The sequence below is a fragment of the Pedococcus sp. P2_E4 genome (assembly GCF_056403935.1).
In genome coordinates this window covers 84347-99802 of record NZ_JBFUEO010000006.1, presented here as the reverse complement: position 1 = coordinate 99802, position 15456 = coordinate 84347, and the positions used below count along the sequence as shown (strand labels likewise).

14 protein-coding genes and 3 tRNA genes are annotated in these 15456 nt (G+C 71.1%); 11 read left to right on the top strand and 6 right to left on the bottom strand.

Translation table 11 applies throughout. The features are described from left to right. Positions 1-6 precede the first annotated feature (6 nt). On the top strand, positions 7-1473 hold the full coding sequence (locus AC1DV7_RS05145; RefSeq protein ID WP_477595246.1) for a dihydroorotase: 1467 nt from the start codon (positions 7-9) through the stop codon (positions 1471-1473). Continuing rightward, positions 1473-2345 (top strand): HpcH/HpaI aldolase/citrate lyase family protein, encoded by an 873-nt coding sequence (locus AC1DV7_RS05140; RefSeq protein ID WP_477595244.1) that lies wholly within the window; start codon positions 1473-1475, stop codon positions 2343-2345. The genes AC1DV7_RS05145 and AC1DV7_RS05140 overlap by 1 nt, the downstream gene beginning before the upstream one ends. Positions 2346-2647: 302 nt before the next feature. On the opposite strand, the gene AC1DV7_RS05135 is transcribed toward AC1DV7_RS05140, so the two are convergent. From AC1DV7_RS05135 to orn, 4 genes are all read right to left on the bottom strand, one after another. Further along, positions 2648-2723: transfer RNA gene (locus tag AC1DV7_RS05135), tRNA-Lys, on the bottom strand. 56 nt (positions 2724-2779) lie between these two features. Then, positions 2780-3409 carry a copper resistance CopC family protein gene (locus AC1DV7_RS05130; protein WP_477595243.1) on the bottom strand — a complete coding sequence of 210 codons (630 nt, stop codon included), beginning with the start codon at positions 3407-3409 and terminating at the stop codon, positions 2780-2782. Positions 3410-3473: 64 nt separating this feature from the next. Beyond that, positions 3474-3549, bottom strand: a tRNA-His gene (locus AC1DV7_RS05125). A 169-nt stretch (positions 3550-3718) separates the two neighbouring features. Further along, on the bottom strand, positions 3719-4348 hold the full coding sequence (gene orn, locus AC1DV7_RS05120) for an oligoribonuclease (protein ID WP_477595241.1): 630 nt from the start codon (positions 4346-4348) through the stop codon (positions 3719-3721). A gap of 69 nt (positions 4349-4417) precedes the next feature. Here orn and AC1DV7_RS05115 point away from each other — a divergent pair, with 69 nt between their 5' ends. The 3 genes from AC1DV7_RS05115 (at position 4418) to AC1DV7_RS05105 (ending at position 6914) form a co-directional block, all read left to right on the top strand. Next, positions 4418-5575, top strand: coding sequence for a PrsW family intramembrane metalloprotease (locus tag AC1DV7_RS05115; RefSeq protein WP_477595239.1), 1158 nt, complete (start codon positions 4418-4420; stop codon positions 5573-5575). After that, a complete protein-coding gene (locus AC1DV7_RS05110) occupies positions 5553-6824 on the top strand; it encodes a M20 metallopeptidase family protein (protein ID WP_477595237.1) in 1272 nt (423 codons plus the stop codon). Before AC1DV7_RS05115 ends, AC1DV7_RS05110 begins: the two co-directional genes overlap by 23 nt. Before the next feature lie 13 nt (positions 6825-6837). Next, a tRNA-Arg gene (locus AC1DV7_RS05105) sits at positions 6838-6914 on the top strand. Between the two features lie 150 nt (positions 6915-7064). Here AC1DV7_RS05105 and thpR read toward each other — a convergent pair. Beyond that, positions 7065-7622: an RNA 2',3'-cyclic phosphodiesterase gene (thpR, locus tag AC1DV7_RS05100; RefSeq protein ID WP_477595235.1), complete on the bottom strand. Its 558-nt coding sequence runs from the start codon at positions 7620-7622 to the stop codon at positions 7065-7067. A gap of 105 nt (positions 7623-7727) precedes the next feature. On the opposite strand from thpR, the gene AC1DV7_RS05095 reads away from it, so the two are divergent. The 6 genes from AC1DV7_RS05095 to AC1DV7_RS05070 all read left to right on the top strand — a co-directional run bounded on the left by AC1DV7_RS05095 (position 7728) and on the right by AC1DV7_RS05070 (position 14812). Further along, a complete protein-coding gene (locus tag AC1DV7_RS05095) occupies positions 7728-8651 on the top strand; it encodes a hypothetical protein (RefSeq protein ID WP_477595234.1) in 924 nt (307 codons plus the stop codon). Positions 8652-8809: 158 nt separating this feature from the next. Continuing rightward, on the top strand, positions 8810-10477 hold the full coding sequence (locus tag AC1DV7_RS05090) for a GTPase family protein (protein WP_477595232.1): 1668 nt from the start codon (positions 8810-8812) through the stop codon (positions 10475-10477). Further along, positions 10474-12144 carry a GTPase gene (locus tag AC1DV7_RS05085; RefSeq protein WP_477595230.1) on the top strand — a complete coding sequence of 557 codons (1671 nt, stop codon included), beginning with the start codon at positions 10474-10476 and terminating at the stop codon, positions 12142-12144. Before AC1DV7_RS05090 ends, AC1DV7_RS05085 begins: the two co-directional genes overlap by 4 nt. Before the next feature lie 183 nt (positions 12145-12327). Next, a complete protein-coding gene (locus tag AC1DV7_RS05080) occupies positions 12328-12852 on the top strand; it encodes a single-stranded DNA-binding protein (RefSeq protein WP_477595228.1) in 525 nt (174 codons plus the stop codon). Positions 12853-12941: 89 nt separating this feature from the next. After that, positions 12942-14624 (top strand): energy-dependent translational throttle protein EttA, encoded by a 1683-nt coding sequence (gene ettA / locus AC1DV7_RS05075; RefSeq protein WP_477595226.1) that lies wholly within the window; start codon positions 12942-12944, stop codon positions 14622-14624. Between the two features lie 14 nt (positions 14625-14638). Next, entirely contained in the window at positions 14639-14812 is a 174-nt protein-coding gene (locus tag AC1DV7_RS05070) for a hypothetical protein (protein ID WP_477595224.1), read from the top strand. Here the strand turns inward: AC1DV7_RS05070 and AC1DV7_RS05065 are convergent. Continuing rightward, the gene (locus AC1DV7_RS05065; RefSeq protein ID WP_477595222.1) at positions 14799-15398 is read right to left on the bottom strand and encodes a TetR/AcrR family transcriptional regulator; all 600 of its coding nucleotides are present in this window, start codon (positions 15396-15398) and stop codon (positions 14799-14801) included. The genes AC1DV7_RS05070 and AC1DV7_RS05065 overlap by 14 nt on opposite strands. Positions 15399-15456: the final 58 nt, after the last annotated feature.

Below are 15456 nucleotides of genomic sequence, written 5' to 3'. Positions count from 1 at the left end.
GCCACCGTGAGCACCGCCGACCTCGTCATCACCAACGTCCGCGTCGTCCACCACGACCACCCCGAGCCCCAGGCCTGGGACGTCGCCGTCACCAATGGCGTCATCTCGGCCGTCGGCCCCGACCTGCCCGTCGACGGCGTCACCGAGGTCGTCGACGGGGGCGGGCGGCTCCTCTTCCCGGGGGTCGTCGACGCGCACCAGCACTGGGGTATCTACAACGACCTCACCACCGACGTGAGCACGGAGAGCCGAGCCTGCGCTCAGGGTGGGGTCACGACCGCACTGACCTACATGAGGACCGGGCAGTACTACCTCAACAAGGGCGGCTCCTACCGTGACTTCTTCCCCGAGGTGCTCGAGAAGTCGAAGGGTCACGCCCACGTCGACTACGCGTTCCACCTCGCGCCGATGAGCCGCGAGCACCTGGGTGAGGTGTCCTCGCTCGTCGCCGAGCACGGTGTCACGTCGTTCAAGATCTTCATGTTCTACGGCAGCCACGGTCTGCACGGCCGGTCGAGCAGCCAGAGCGACTTCCTCATGATCCCCGCGGACGAGCGCTACGACATCGCCCACTTCGAGTTCGTCATGAGGGCGGTCCAGAAGGCCCGGGTGGAGAACCCGGAGATCGCCGACGAGATCTCGCTGTCGCTGCACTGCGAGACGGCCGAGATCATGACGGCCTACACGAAGCTTGTCGAGGAGGCCGGTGAGCTGACCGGGCTGGCTGCCTACAGCGCCTCGCGTCCGCAGCACTCCGAGGGCCTGGCCGTCACCATCGCGTCGTACCTTGCGCACGAGACCGAGCTGCCCACGATCAACCTGCTCCACCTGTCGTCGGCCAAGGCGATCGATGCGGCGCTACGGATGGCCGCAACCTTTCCCCAGGTCGACTTCCGCCGTGAGGTCACGGTCGGCCACCTCCTGGCCGACATCGACACCGCGAGCGGCCTCGGCGCCAAGGTCAACCCACCCATCCGCCCACGCGAGGACGTGGAGGCGCTGTGGACGCACGTGCTCGCCGGCGAGGTCGACTGGGTCGTCAGCGACCACGCGTGCTGCCGGGAGGAGCTGAAGTTCGGAGAGCCCAAGGACGACGTCTTCGTGGCCAAGTCGGGCTTCGGCGGCGCCGAGTACCTCCTGCCGGGSCTGGTGAGTGAGGGCTCGAAGCGCGGGTTGCCGTTGGGCGAGATCGCCCGCCTCACCTCCTGGAACCCGGCGCAGCGGTTCGGCCTGCGCACGAAGGGAGCCGTCGCTGTCGGCCTCGACGCCGACTTCGCGCTCGTCGACCCCACGACGACCTGGACGGTCCGCGCGGCCGACAGCGAGTCGTCGCAGGAGTACACGCCGTTCGAGGGTTTCGAGCTCACTGCTGCCGTCACCGACACGTTCCTTCGAGGTGTTCGCGTGCTCGGCGAGGGCAAGGTCGTCGGCGAGCCCACCGGACGCTTCCTGCACCGACCGACTGGTCGCTGATGGTGGTTGAGCGCTCACCGCGCAGCCTCCTGTACGTGCCCGGGGACAGGCCCCAGTGGGTTCCCAAGGCTTGGGCGTCCGACGCGGATGCCGTCATCCTCGACCTCGAGGACTCGGTTGCCCCCGCTCGGCGGGCGTCGGCTCGAGAGGACACCGCCCGCGTCGTCGCCGAGAACATCGTCGACGGGGTGACAGCCGGAGAGATCTGGGTGCGGGTCGACGCCTCGACCTTGGCAGAGGACCTCACGGCGGTGGTCGGCCCGGGACTCCGGGGCGTGATGCTCGCCAAGGCCGAGCCATCGTCCCTGCGGATGGCAGCCAGCCTCCTGGACCGGCTCGAGGCCGAGCGGTCGCTGCCGCCGCAGAGCCTTTCCCTCATCGCGCTCGTGGAGACGGCTCAGGGCATCCGACACCTCTGGGACGTCGCCGAGTCGCCGCGGGTGTCTCGAATGGCCCTCGGCGAGGCGGACCTCGCTGGTGAACTCGGACTCATGCCCGACCAACGACGCACCGAGCTGCTCCCTCTGCGTCTCGCGGTCGTCGTCGCCTCGGCCAGTGCTGGTCTGGAACGGCCGATCGGACCGGTGCACACGGCATTGGACGATGCCCCGGGGCTTGCCAGCTCGTCGGCAGAGCAGCTCAGGCAGGGCTTCCGAGCGCGGACCGCCATTCACCCGAACCAGATCCAGACCATCAACCTCACCTTCACCCCCGATGCCGAGGAGGTCGACCGGGCTCGCACCATCGTCAGCACGTACGAGGAGGCGCTCGCCTCCGGTGCGGGAGCTGTTCGGGGACCCGATGGCCAGATCATGGACCGTGCCACTGTCCGGATCGCCCGCGAGATTCTCGCTCGGGCCCGAGCTGGCTGAGGTGCGGCTCGTCCTGCCGTCCTTGACCTCCACGGCGCAGATTCACCCGAGCTTCGGGAGGCAGTTCGCTCCACCTCGCGCTGCCCGCAGCGCGCGCGGCTGACCTGGTCCGAGGTTGCGGGCGACCCGCATCCGGGGGGCGGGACTCCGCTCGCGCCGGGCTTGAGCATGCTCGTGGGACCCAGCCACGACGATGAGCTGGGACCATCACGGCCATCGTGACCGTCACCACATGGCTGCCACCCAGACACCCTCCTGAGGGGCGACGCGAGGGGCCGATCGCGCGATCGGCCCTTTCGTGTTGGTGCGCCATCAGGGACTCGAACCCCGAACCCGCTGATTAAGAGTCAGCTGCTCTGCCAATTGAGCTAATGGCGCGCGAGGAGAGACATTAGCAGGACGGCGGGGCCGGAGTGAAATCGGCGCCGGGCGCGTCAGTGGGCCCCGTCGTGACGCGATCTGGCGACGAGTGCCAAGCCCGCCGCGATGGCGAGGCCGGCGACTCCGATGGCCAGTCCGAGGCGCAGGGGACGACCGTCGCCGTCATCGGATTCGGCTGCGGCAGTAGCCGATGGTGCGCTGGTCGCGGCGCTGCTGGCGGCCGGCGCGACGGTCGTCGAGGTCGCGGCGGCGGTGGTGCTTGTCGCCGGCGAGGCCACGGTGAAGGTGGTGCGGCCGGAGATCGGGTGCCCGTCCTCGGAGACCACCCGGAAGGTGATGGTGAAGCGGCCGTCGGCCAGGTCGCCGGAGAGGTCCTGCGTCACCGTCGTGCCGGAGACCCGCGCCTTGCCCGAGCTCGCCGACTGCCCGTCCGTGCCTGCCACGGTCACCGTTGCGAAGCTCGAGCTGATCGGCTCGTTGAACGTGAGCACGACCTCGCTCGGCGGCGAGCTCAGACGCGCCCCGTCCTTGGGTGAGATCGACTTCAGCACCGCGTGGGCGTCGGCCGAGCCGGCCATCGCCAGGGACGACAGCACGCCCAGCAGCAGCCCGAGCGCGGCGGCCCAGACGGTGATCCTGATCAGGTTGCTCTTGCGCGGTGACTCCATGAACACACGACCCATCGTGCCCTGTCCTGGCGACGCATGACGAAGGCCCCCGACCGGCGACGGTCGGGGGCCTCGTGCATGGGGTGAGCGACGGGGCTTGAACCCGCGACCCCCGCGACCACAACGCGGTGCTCTACCAGCTGAGCTACGCCCACCATGCGACACGACCGGACAGGGCCCGGCCGTGCAAGCGTCGACAATCCTACCCGGTCCCACGGGGTGCTCGTGACCAGGTGGGCGACCTCGCCCACCCACGTGCCGGCCCGGCGGCACAGCGACCCGGCCCGGCGGCACCCCGACCCGGCCACACGGCATACGGACCGGTCAGTCGTGGTCCACGACGTGACGGGAGGCGATCTCCTTGGCGGCATCGGAGTCGGGGCCGGGAGCGGGCACGAACACGGCCTCGCGGTAGTAACGCAGCTCGGCGATGGACTCGCGGATATCGGCCAGGGCGCGGTGCCCACCAGACTTGGCCGGGGCGCCGAAGTAGGCGCGGGGGTACCACCGTCGCGAGAGCTCCTTGATCGAGGACACGTCGATGATCCGGTAGTGCAGGTGCGACTCGAGCTCGGGCATGTCGCGCGCGAGGAACCCACGGTCGGTGGCGACCGTGTTGCCGCCCAGCGGCGCCTTGCGGGCGTCGGGCACCCACTGGCGGACGTACGCCAGCACCTGCTCCTGGGCGTCCTCCATGGTCGTGCCAGCGTCGAGCTCCTCGAGCAGGCCCGAGCTGGTGTGCATGGCGCGGACGAAGTCGTCCATCTGCGCCAGCGACTCCGCGGACGGCTTGATGACCAGGTCGACCCCCTCGCCGAGCTGGTTGAGCTCGAAGTCCGTCACGAGCGCAGCGACCTCGATGAGGGCGTCGTGCTCGAGCGACAGCCCGGTCATCTCGCAGTCGATCCAGACGATGCGGTCGTTGAGGGAGCGGTCGGTGGGGTTCGCAGGCACCGGACCACCCTATTGCCCCGCCACCGCGTGGCGGGCGGGGTCCACAGCCCCTGCACTACCCTGCCCGTCATGACGAGGGGACAGCCGCAGCCGTATGCCGTGCCCCCGGCCGGTGCCCGCAGCAGCCGCCGGACCCTGCGGGGCTGGCTGCTCGCCGGGCTCGTGGTGGTGGGCTTCACCCTGTCCGCCACGGTGCTCGCGGTGTACTACGGCGCGACCCTGGGCGTCGTGACCTCCCTGCTCGCGGTGCTCCTCGCAGCCCTGCCGCTCGGCGTCGTCATCCCGACCTTCCTGTGGCTCGACCGGTTCGAGGCAGAGCCGGCGCGCTACCTCGTCGTCGCCTTCCTCTGGGGCGCGCTGGTGGCGACGCTCGCAGCCGGCATCTTCAACACCGGCGCCAACATCGCCTTCGAGTCCGCCACGGGGCGCGCCGACGACGCGCTGCTGGCCACGGCCGTCTTCTCGGCACCGTTGGTCGAGGAGTTCGCCAAGGGCCTGCTCGTGCTGCTCGTGTGGCTGGTCCGGCGTCGGGAGTTCGACGGGATCATCGACGGGATGGTCTATGCGGGGATCGTCGCCGCCGGCTTCGCGTTCACCGAGAACATCCAGTACCTCGGCATGGCCTACGACGAGGGCGGGGACCAGGCGCTGACCGGCACGTTCCTCGCGCGGTGCCTCTTCACGCCGTTCGCGCACCCCATGTTCACGGTGCTGACCGGCATCGGGATCGGCATCGCATCGACCACGCGGAGCAGGGCCCTGCGTGTGCTCGCCCCCGTCGGCGGCTTCCTCCTCGCCGCGCTCTCGCACGCCGTGTGGAACCTCGGCGCCGTGACGGGAGGCACCGGGATGGTCGCCGTCTACGTCCTCGTCGAGGTGCCGATCTTCGTCGCCTTCGTCGTCCTGGTCCTCTGGGCCAGGCGTCGCGAGGGACGTGTCATCGGCCAGTACCTCATGCCCTACGCCGATGCAGGCTGGCTCAGCCAGAGCGAGGTCGTGATGCTGTCGACCATGGCCGGGCGGCGCAGTGCCCGGCTGTGGGCCAAGACCCGGGGCGGGCGCGCCTCCCTGCGGTCGATGCGCGCCTTCCAGGACTCGGCCAGCGAGCTCGCGCTGCTCCGGCTCCGGATGCACCACAGCGCTGCGGACGCCCACGCGCTCGAGACCGAGCAGGAGCTCCTGCGGGCGATGACGTCCCGCCGCAATGCCTTCCTCGGCTCGTACTAGCGTGCTGCGCGTGCGCACCCTCGACCTCGCCCAGACCCTCGGCCCCGACCTCGTCGCCCTGCGGCGCGAGCTCCACCAGATCCCCGAGGTCGGCCTGCACCTGCCGCTGACCCAACAGGCCGTGCTCGAGGCGCTCTCCGGGCTCGACCTCGAGATCACGCTGGGTCGGGAGCTCTCGTCGGTGGTGGCAGTCCTGCGCGGACGGGGTGCGGTCGACGGGGGTGCCGTCGACGGAGCGCGCCCGGTCGTCCTGCTGCGCGGCGACATGGACGCCCTGCCCGTGACCGAGGACCTGCCGCTGGAGTTCGCCTCGCGCCACGAGGGCTTCATGCACGCGTGTGGCCACGACCTGCACGTCGCCGGGCTGGTCGGTGCGGCCCGCATCCTGCACGAGCTGCGCGACGAGCTGCAGGGCGACGTGGTCTTCATGTTCCAGCCGGGGGAGGAGGGCCCGGGCGGCGCGGAGCCGATGATCGACGAGGGCCTGCTCGACGTGGCGGGCCGGCGGGTCGACGCCGCCTACGCGCTGCACGTCTACTCCTCCGAGTACCCGCTCGGCACGTGGTTCGGCCGCCCCGGACCGCTGATGGCCGCAGCCGACGAGGTGGCGGTCCGCGTCGTCGGCGAGGGTGGCCACGGGTCGCAGCCGTTCCGCGCCAAGGACCCCATCCCCGTGGCATGCGAGATCGTGGTGGCCCTCCAGACGCTCGTCACCCGCGGGTTCGACGTGTTCGACCCGGTGGTGGTCACCGTGGGCAAGTTCGTCGGCGGCACCAAGGACAACATCATCCCCGACGACGCCGTCTTCGAGGCGACGGTGCGCAGCCTGTCGGAGGAGGCGCGGGTCGAGGTGAGCCGCCGGATCGAGCAGCTGGCGACGGGCATCGCCGCCGCCCATGGGCTGCGCGCGGAGGTCACGCACCTGCCCGGCTACCCGGTGACCGTCAACGACGACGACGAGTACGCCTTCGCCAAGGCGACGATCACCGACCTCTTCGGCGAGGAGCGCTACGCCCACCAGCGCAACCCCGAGATGGGGTCCGAGGACTTCTCGTTCGTGGGCCGGCTGGTGCCCAGCGCGTACGTCAACCTGAGCGCGTGCCCGGCGGCGGACCACGAGGCCGCGCCGGACAACCACTCACCCCGAGCCGACTTCGACGACTCGGTCGTGCCCGACGGGGCGGCACTGCTGGCCGAGCTGGCGCTGCGGCGGTTGGCGCTCCTCAGCGGTGGTCGGCCTTCCGCCTAGACTTGCCGCCGCTGCCCTCGTAGCTCAGCTGGATAGAGCAAGAGCCTTCTAATCTCTAGGTCGCAGGTTCGAGTCCTGCCGAGGGCACCAACCGAGGTCCTGCCACGGTGCCGCGCTCGCCTCACGTTGCCGCGGGCGTGCTCGCGGCAGGGTCACCTACCCGCGGCAACGTCGCGTGCGGGACTGGCCAAGGCCAGCACCCTCGTATGGCGCCGCCGCGCTGAGCCCGCGAACGCGGGCTCAGCGGTGCCACAGGGGAGCCCTCGCCAGCTCCTCGTACCGCGGTCGCCGACCCCGGCTCTCGCCCAGGTGGGACGCGATGAGGGTGACCTCCTCGCAGGTCCAGGCCGGACCGGCATACGGCTCCAGGGCACGCACCCACCGGGTGGCCTCGGTGGGCCGGCGGAACCGCGCCACGGTCACGTGCGGGTGCAGGGCGCCACCGTCGGGGGCCGCGCCCGCGCGGTTGGCGGCGCTGCGCACCCTGCGCGCCAGGGGCACGAGGTCGTCCCCTGCCACCCCCGCCCACAGCACCCGCGCGGCAACGGAGTCGGGGAAGGTGCCAGCCGAGACCAGCGAGAGGCGGGGCGCGGGGACATCCACGACGGCGTCGGACACCCGCTCGAGCAGCGGCTCGACCGCGTGCTCGGGCACGGCCGCCATGAACGCGAGGGTGACGTGCCACTGGTGCGGGTCGGTCCAGCGCAGGTCCGTACCGGCCTCGCGGCGCGGCGCGAGGGCCGCTTCGAGGTGGTCGAGGACCGCTGGCGGGGGCACCAGCGCGGCAAAGACCCGCATCGGCCCATTGTGGGGGAGCCGTGCCCAACTACCCTGAGTGACGGGCAGGGTCCGAGGCAGGGACACGGCAGCGAGGAAGGGGATGGGCCGGGGATGAAGGTGCGAATGCCGTCATGGGGAGAGATGACGACGCCGCGGCAGTGGTTCGTGACGGTGCGGCTCGTCGAGGTCGCGGCGCTCGCGATGCTGGTCACGGTCGGCATCCAGCTCTGGTCGGCCTGGGCGTCCACTGCCGACTTCGACCCCTTCGGCGCCAACCCCACGAGCAACCCCGAGATCCCGTTCATGAGCCGCGTCACCTCCGTGGTCTTCTTCAACGACCTGCGCTCGACGTTCTTCGCGCTCGTGGCGGTCGCAGCCGTGGTGGCCCTCGGCGTGGGGGCGCTCCTGCGGGCACCGGTGACCAACGGGAGGCTGTTGCGCTGGGAGCTGCTGGCCCTGTGGGGCGTCGCCATGGCCATGGCCGTCGTGACGATCGCGTTCCACGTGCTGGCGCTGTTCGGCCAGGACCCCTTCGCGTCGCAGGGTGAGCCCCAGACGATCCCGCCGGACGACAGCTACCGGCCCAGCATGCTGCTGCAGCTGGTTGCTGGGGCCGCGTGGCCAGTTGCCGGCGCGCTGTGCCTGGCGGCGAGCGGGCTGTGGTGGATGCGCCTGCCCAGCGACCTCGAGTCGGCAGACGAGCGCGACGTCGAGGACGACCTCGCGGAGGACCTCGACGCGCTCGATGACTCCATCGACGACGAGCGCGAGGACGAGCGCGAGGACGAGCGCGAGGACGAGCGCGAGGACGAGCTCGYGGGACCAGGGGCCGGGCCCCGGGACCGCGCCGTGGGGGCGGCCCGGGGGCGAGTCCCGCGCCGTTCGGCGCCCACGCCCCGACAGCGCCGCCAGGCGGACCGCGAGGACGTCCTGCTGCTGGACGGCGTGGAGCAGATCGAGCCCGTCGAGCGCCTCACCCCTCGGGACTCCGGTCGCGACGACGGCGCCACGAGCAGCGGCTACGACGGCTACTTCCGGCATTTCTGAGCCCAACCCCGCCTGCCAGGGGCCGTCCCAGCCAAATCGGCCGCGAAATGGCTCGGATCGCGGCGCGCCACGGGTCTGTCGCGCGATGTCGGAAGCGTCCTTTTGGCTAGGCTTGCGAGGTGACTTCAGGGGTCGACTCCGTTTCCATGCTCGGAGCTGTGACGACCCTCCGCGACGAGGTGGCGGGCAGCGAGCTGCCCCTCGAGATCCCCGAGGCCGCGGCGGGCCGGGCCTCCCGTGACGCCTTGCTCAAGCAGCTCGACGACTACGTCATCCCGCGCCTGAAGTCCCTCGACGCGCCGCTGCTGGCGGTCATCGGCGGCTCCACGGGCGCTGGCAAGTCCACCCTCGTCAACTCCATCGTGGACTCCGAGGTCAGCCGGTCGGGGGTGCTGCGGCCCACGACGACCACGCCGGTGCTCGTGCACCATCCCGAGGACCGACGCTGGTTCTCCGACGACCGGATCCTGCCCAGCCTGGCGAGGGTGACCGGCACCGTGACCGCGAGTGACGGTGGCGAGGCGCTGCGGCTGGTCGAGTCCCGGTCGTTGCCGGCGGGCATGGCCCTGCTCGACGCGCCCGACATCGACTCCGTCGTGAGTGCCAACCGCGCCTTGGCCGGACAGCTGCTCGCAGCGGCCGACCTGTGGCTCTTCGTGACGACCGCCGCGCGGTATGCCGACGCGGTGCCCTGGGACCTGCTGCGCCAGGCGTCGGAGCGGGGCGCGGCCATCGCGATCGTGCTCGACCGCGTCCCGCCCGAGGCGATGGCGGACATCCGCAGCCACCTCGCCTCGATGCTGCGCGAGCAGGGCCTGTCGACCGCCCCCATCTTCGGCATCCCGGAGGCCCAGCTCACGGCGGCGGGCCGGCTGCCCGAGGCTGACGTGGCCCGCCTCAAGTCCTGGCTGACCGCCCTGGCGAGCGACGCCCGTGCCCGCACCGTGATCGTCCACCAGACCCTCGAGGGTGCCCTGGCCTCGCTCGACGCCCGGGCGGCGTCGTTGGTGGCGGCGACCCGGGCCCAGGTCGATGCCGGCGCGGCCCTGCACGCGGTGCCCGACAAGGCGTATGCCGAGGCGCTGCACCACGTCGAGCAGGGCATGACCGACGGCACCCTGCTGCGCGGTGAGGTGCTCGCCCGCTGGCAGGAGTACGTCGGCACCGGTGAGTTCTTCAAGCAGGTGGAGTCGACGATCTCGAAGGTTCGCGACCGCATCACGGCAGCCCTGAAGGGCACCGCGCCGCCGTCCGGCGACCTCGGCGAGGCCCTCCAGTCGGGTGTCGCTGCCCTCATCACCGCCCAGGCCCGCGGAGCCTCCGCGACGGTGGCCCGTCAGTGGCGCCAGCTGCCCGGCGGCGACCCCGTGCTCGCCTCCCGCCCGGACCTGTCGAAGCCCGCCAGCGACCTCGTCCCGCGCATCGAGCGGCTCGTCCGCGACTGGCAGGGCGAGCTCCTCCAAATGGTCCGCAGCGAGGGCAAGGACCGGCGCACGACGGCGCGGATCGCGGCATACGGCCTCAACGGCATCGGCGTGATCCTCATGCTGGTGGCCTTCGCGCACACCGGCGGACTCATCGGTGCCGAGGTCGGCATCGCCGGCGGCACCGCGGTCCTCGCCCAGAAGGTCCTCGAGGCGATCTTCGGCGACCAGGCCGTGCGTGAGATGGCGACCAAGGCCCGCAGGCGCCTGCTCGAGATGGTGGAGCAGCTGTATGCCGAGGAGCAGGCCAGGTACGACTCCGCCCTTGCGGGCGTGGACATCAAGGCAGACCAGGCGACCCGCCTGCAGTCTGCGGCTGCAGCGGTGAAGGCGGTTCGATGAGCCCGGTGAAGATGGGCAGCAGGCAGGTCAAGGCGCTCAGCGGCGAGGAGCTCTCGTTCCGCACGCGCTCGCTGGAGCAGGCCCTCGAGTTCGGCGGTGACCAGCTGGACCCGGCTCGGGCGGACGAGGCGAGGTCGATCGTCGCCAAGGTCGGCGAGCGCACGTCCAAGACCGGCGGGCACACCGTCGTCGCCCTCGCTGGCGCCACCGGGTCCGGCAAGTCCAGCCTGTTCAACGCCCTCGTCGGCTCGGCCGTCGCGACGGTGGGGGCCCGCCGCCCGACGACCTCGCGCCCGGTGGCGGCGGTGTGGGGTTCGAGGGACGCCTCCGAGCTGCTCGACTGGCTGTCGGTGTCGCAGCGCCACCACGTCGACGCCGAGTCGGCCTCCGCCGGGGTGGGGACCCTCGACGGCCTGGTGCTGCTCGACCTGCCCGACTTCGACTCCCGCGTGACCGCACACCGCGAGGAGGCCGAGCGCGTGCTGTCCCTCGTGGACGTGTTCGTCTGGGTGACCGACCCGCAGAAGTACGCCGACGCGCGGCTGCACGACGACTACCTGCGCGCGTTGTCGACGCACGAAGCCGTGACCGTCGTCGTCCTCAACCAGTCCGACCGCCTGTCCGAGGAGCAGTCCAAGCGGGTGCGTGACGACCTCGTTCGGCTCGCGAAGGCCGACGGCATCGGGTCGATCCAGGTCGTCACCACCTCGGCCAAGACCTCTGCCGGGGTCGGCGACCTGCGGTTGCGGCTTGCCGCGGCCGTCGCCAGTGAGAACGCCGCGCGGCACCGCCTGGCGGCTGACATCAAGGCCAGCGCGGCGCGCCTGCGGTCCGGGGTGTCCCCGTCCGAGACCACCCTGTCCGAGGATGTCGACGCCGAGCTGCTCGACGCCCTCGGACGTGCCGCAGGCATCCCGACCGTGGTCGCCGCCGTCGAGCGCGACTACCGCAACCAGGCGTGGGGCAGGACCGGCTGGCCCTTCACCCGGTGGGTGCGGGGGCTGCGACCGGACCCCATGAAGCGGCTGCGCCTCAACGCCAAGGATGCTGTCGAGGAGAAGCTCGCGGTGACCGCCTCCGACGTCCGCAGCGTGCTGGGGCGGTCGTCGTTGCCGCCGCCCACGCCGGCGGCCCGCGCAGGGGTCGATCTCGCCACCCGCAGGATCGGTGACCTCGCCGCCGAGGGCCTGCCGCCGCGCTGGGCCGACGCGGTGGCGGACGCCGCCACGCCGCCCGGTCCGGAGCTCGGCGACGCCCTCGACCAGGCCGTCGTGGGCACCTCGCTCAAGATGCGGGCACCGTTGTGGTGGAAGGCGTTCGGGATCGCACAGCTGCTGCTTGCGCTCGTGGCGGTGGCCGGTCTGCTGTGGCTTGCCGTCCTGGTGGTCATGGGGTGGCTGCAGCTGCCCGACATGCAGACCCCGAGCCTCGGCCCGTTGCCCTACCCGTCGCTGATGTTCGTGGGCGGTCTGCTCCTCGGGCTGGGGTTGGCGGCATTCGCCCGCACCCTGGCCAGGGTCGGGGCGCGACGGCGTGGCCAGCGCATCCGGCGGCGACTCCTGGACGCCGTGGGCACCGTGGCGCAGGAGCGGATCCTCGCCCCGGTCCGCGAGGTCCTGGACCGGCACCAGCGCACCCGCGCGGCCCTGGGCTTCGCCGCAGACTGACCCGCCCTCTCGATCCTCCCGGCTGTCCACAAGGGGTCCGTGTCGACCTCGCCGTCCACAGATGACTGCGCCCCGCTCGTGGTGACGGGGTGCTGCGCCCACGCTGGTTCCAACCCGCCGTGAGCCGACCGATTGTGGGTCGGCCCGCTACGGGAACACAGCCAACGAGGACAGTCAGGAGTGATGAGCGCAGTGAACGAGATCTACACGACCATCCAGGGGCGGCTGGTGGCCGCCCCGGAGTCACGGACCACGAGGGGCGGGGTGCCCTTCACCTCGTTCCGGATCGCCTCGACGGTCCGGCGACCCAACCCCCAGACCAAGGAGTACGAGGACGGGCCGACCAGCTTCTTCAACGTCACCGCCTTCCGCACCCTCGGGGCGAACGTCGGCAACTCCCTCAAGAAGGGCGATCCGGTGGTGGTGTTCGGCCGGATGCGCGTGAACCAGTGGATGGGCAGCGACGACCACCCACGAACGTCCGTCGAGGTCGACGCCTACACCGTGGGCCACGACCTCACCTGGGGCACGACCGAGCTGGTCAAGGTCTCGCGAGCGCAGGTGGACCAGACCGACCGGATGGCCGACCCCGAGATCCAGTCCGTCAACGCCCAGTTCGAGGGCTACCCGGCCGAGGAGGACGGCGAGACCGACGAGTACGTCGTGCCGGGGGCTGAGGCCACGCCCGAGCTGAGCACGGCGAGCTGAGCACGGCGAGCTGAGCACGGCGAGCTGAGCCCGGCGGGGCGCCTGACGCGGATTCGGGCGTGGGGGTTGCGGCCGTTAGCCTTGCCCCCATGCCCGAGTTCATCTACGTCATGTCGAAGGCCCGCAAGGCCCACGGCGACAAGGTCATCCTCGATGACGTCACCCTCTCCTTCTACCCCGGCGCCAAGATCGGCGTGGTCGGCCCCAACGGGGCGGGCAAGTCCTCGGTCCTGAAGATCATGGCCGGCCTGGACCAGCCCTCCAACGGCGAGGCGCGGCTCACCCCGGGCTACTCCGTGGGCATCCTCATGCAGGAGCCGGAGCTCAACGAGGACAAGACGGTCCTCGGCAACGTCGAGGAGGGCGCCGGCGAGATCAAGGCCAAGGTCGACCGCTACAACGCGATCTCCGCCGAGATGGCCGAGCCGGACGCCGACTTCGACGCCCTCATGGAGGAGATGGGCAAGCTCCAGGAGGCCATCGACGCCGCTGACGCCTGGGACCTCGACTCCCAGCTCGAGCAGGCGATGGACGCCCTGCGCTGCCCGCCCCCGGACGCCGACGTGACCGTCCTCTCCGGTGGTGAGCGGCGTCGCGTGGCGTTGTGCAAGCTCCTACTGCAGAAGCCCGACCTGCTCCTGCTCGACGAGCCCACCAACCACCTCGACGCCGAGTCCGTCCTGTGGCTCGAGCAGCACCTCGCCGCCTACCACGGCGCCGTCGTGGCGGTCACCCACGACCGCTACTTCATGGACAACGTGGCGGAGTGGATCCTCGAGCTCGACCGCGGCCGCGCCTACCCCTACGAAGGCAACTACTCGACCTACCTCGAGAAGAAGCAGGCCCGACTGCAGGTGCAGGGCAAGAAGGACGCCAAGCTCTCCAAGCGGCTCAAGGAAGAGCTCGAGTGGGTCCGCTCCAACGCCAAGGCCCGTCAGGTGAAGTCCAAGGCCCGTCTGGCCCGCTACGAGGAGATGGCCGCCGAGGCCGACCGCACCCGCAAGCTCGACTTCGACGAGATCGCGATCCCGCCGGGCCCGCGGCTCGGCTCCACGGTCATCGAGGTCAAGGACCTGCGCAAGGGCTTCGGCGACCGCGTGCTCATCGACAACCTGTCGTTCACGTTGCCGCGCAACGGCATCGTCGGGGTCATCGGCCCCAACGGCGTCGGCAAGACCACCCTGTTCAAGACCATCGTCGGCCTCGAGGAGCCCGACACTGGCGTCGTCAAGGTCGGCGAGACGGTCAAGATCTCCTACGTCGACCAGAGCCGTGGCGGCCTCGACCCGGCCAAGAACCTCTGGGAGACCGTGTCGGGTGGCCACGACTACATCAACGTCGGCCAGGTCGAGATCCCCTCGCGCGCCTACGTGTCGCAGTTCGGCTTCAAGGGTCCCGACCAGCAGAAGAAGACCGGCGTGCTGTCCGGTGGCGAGCGCAACCGCCTCAACCTCGCGCTTACGCTCAAGGAGGGCGGCAACCTGCTGCTCCTCGACGAGCCCACCAACGACCTCGACGTCGAGACGCTGGGCTCCCTCGAGAACGCCCTGCTCGAGTTCCCCGGCTGCGCCGTGGTCATCAGCCACGACCGCTGGTTCCTCGACCGGGTGGCGACGCACATCCTGGCCTACGAGGGCGACGACGAGAACCCCGCCAAGTGGTACTGGTTCGAGGGCAACTTCGAGTCGTACGAGGCCAACAAGATCGAGCGGCTCGGCGCCGATGCGGCTCGCCCGCACCGCGTCACCTACCGCAAGCTGACCCGCGACTGAGTCCCACCCGCACGATGACCGACGTCCTGCGCATCGAACCCCTCACCGCGGCTCGATGGCAGGACGTGGTCGCGGTGTTCGGCACCCTCGACGCGCCACTCGCAGCGGTGGGCGGGGCGGACCGCGATGCCGACACCGTGCCGCCTCAGCCAGCCGGGCCCGGTGTGCGGCGGTTCAGCGGGCGGTGACCAGGCGCAGGCCGAGCTCGGCGTAGGCCTCACCGATCGCCTCGGGGGTGCGCTTGATCTCGGGGTCGTACCAGCGCGCCACGTCCACGGCCATCGACATGAGGGCGAGCGTGGTGTCCGCCACGTCGGCGACCTCGAACTCGCCGGAGGCCATGCCGTCGGCGACGACCTCGCGCACGACGGCGTCGATCTCCTTGCGCAGCGCCAGGACCGCGTCGCGGTGCTCGGGCGTCAGGTTGCCGAACTCGTACTGCACGATGCGGGCCACCCGGAAGTGCTCGGCGTGCCACCGGGCGAAGGTGCCCATGATGGCGCGCAGGGATTCGGTGGGGGAGTCGGCCGTGGCCCCGGCGGCCCGGAGCATGTCCCTGGCGACCTCGTGCCCCTCGCGGCTCAGCTGGAAGAGCAGCTCCTCCTTGGAGGCGAAGTGCACGTAGACGCCAGCAGGTGACAGGCCGGCCCGGGAGGCGATGTCCCTCGTGGTGGTCGCGTGGAAGCCGCGGTCGGCGAACGCGTCCGCGGCCGCCTCGAGCAGGCGGTGCGGCGCGTCGGTGCCGGAATCCACGGAGCGGGCGGGGCTGGACATGGTTGACAGCATGCCGCAGCCATCGCAGACTAAGCAAGCGCTTAGTCACCGCAGTCGC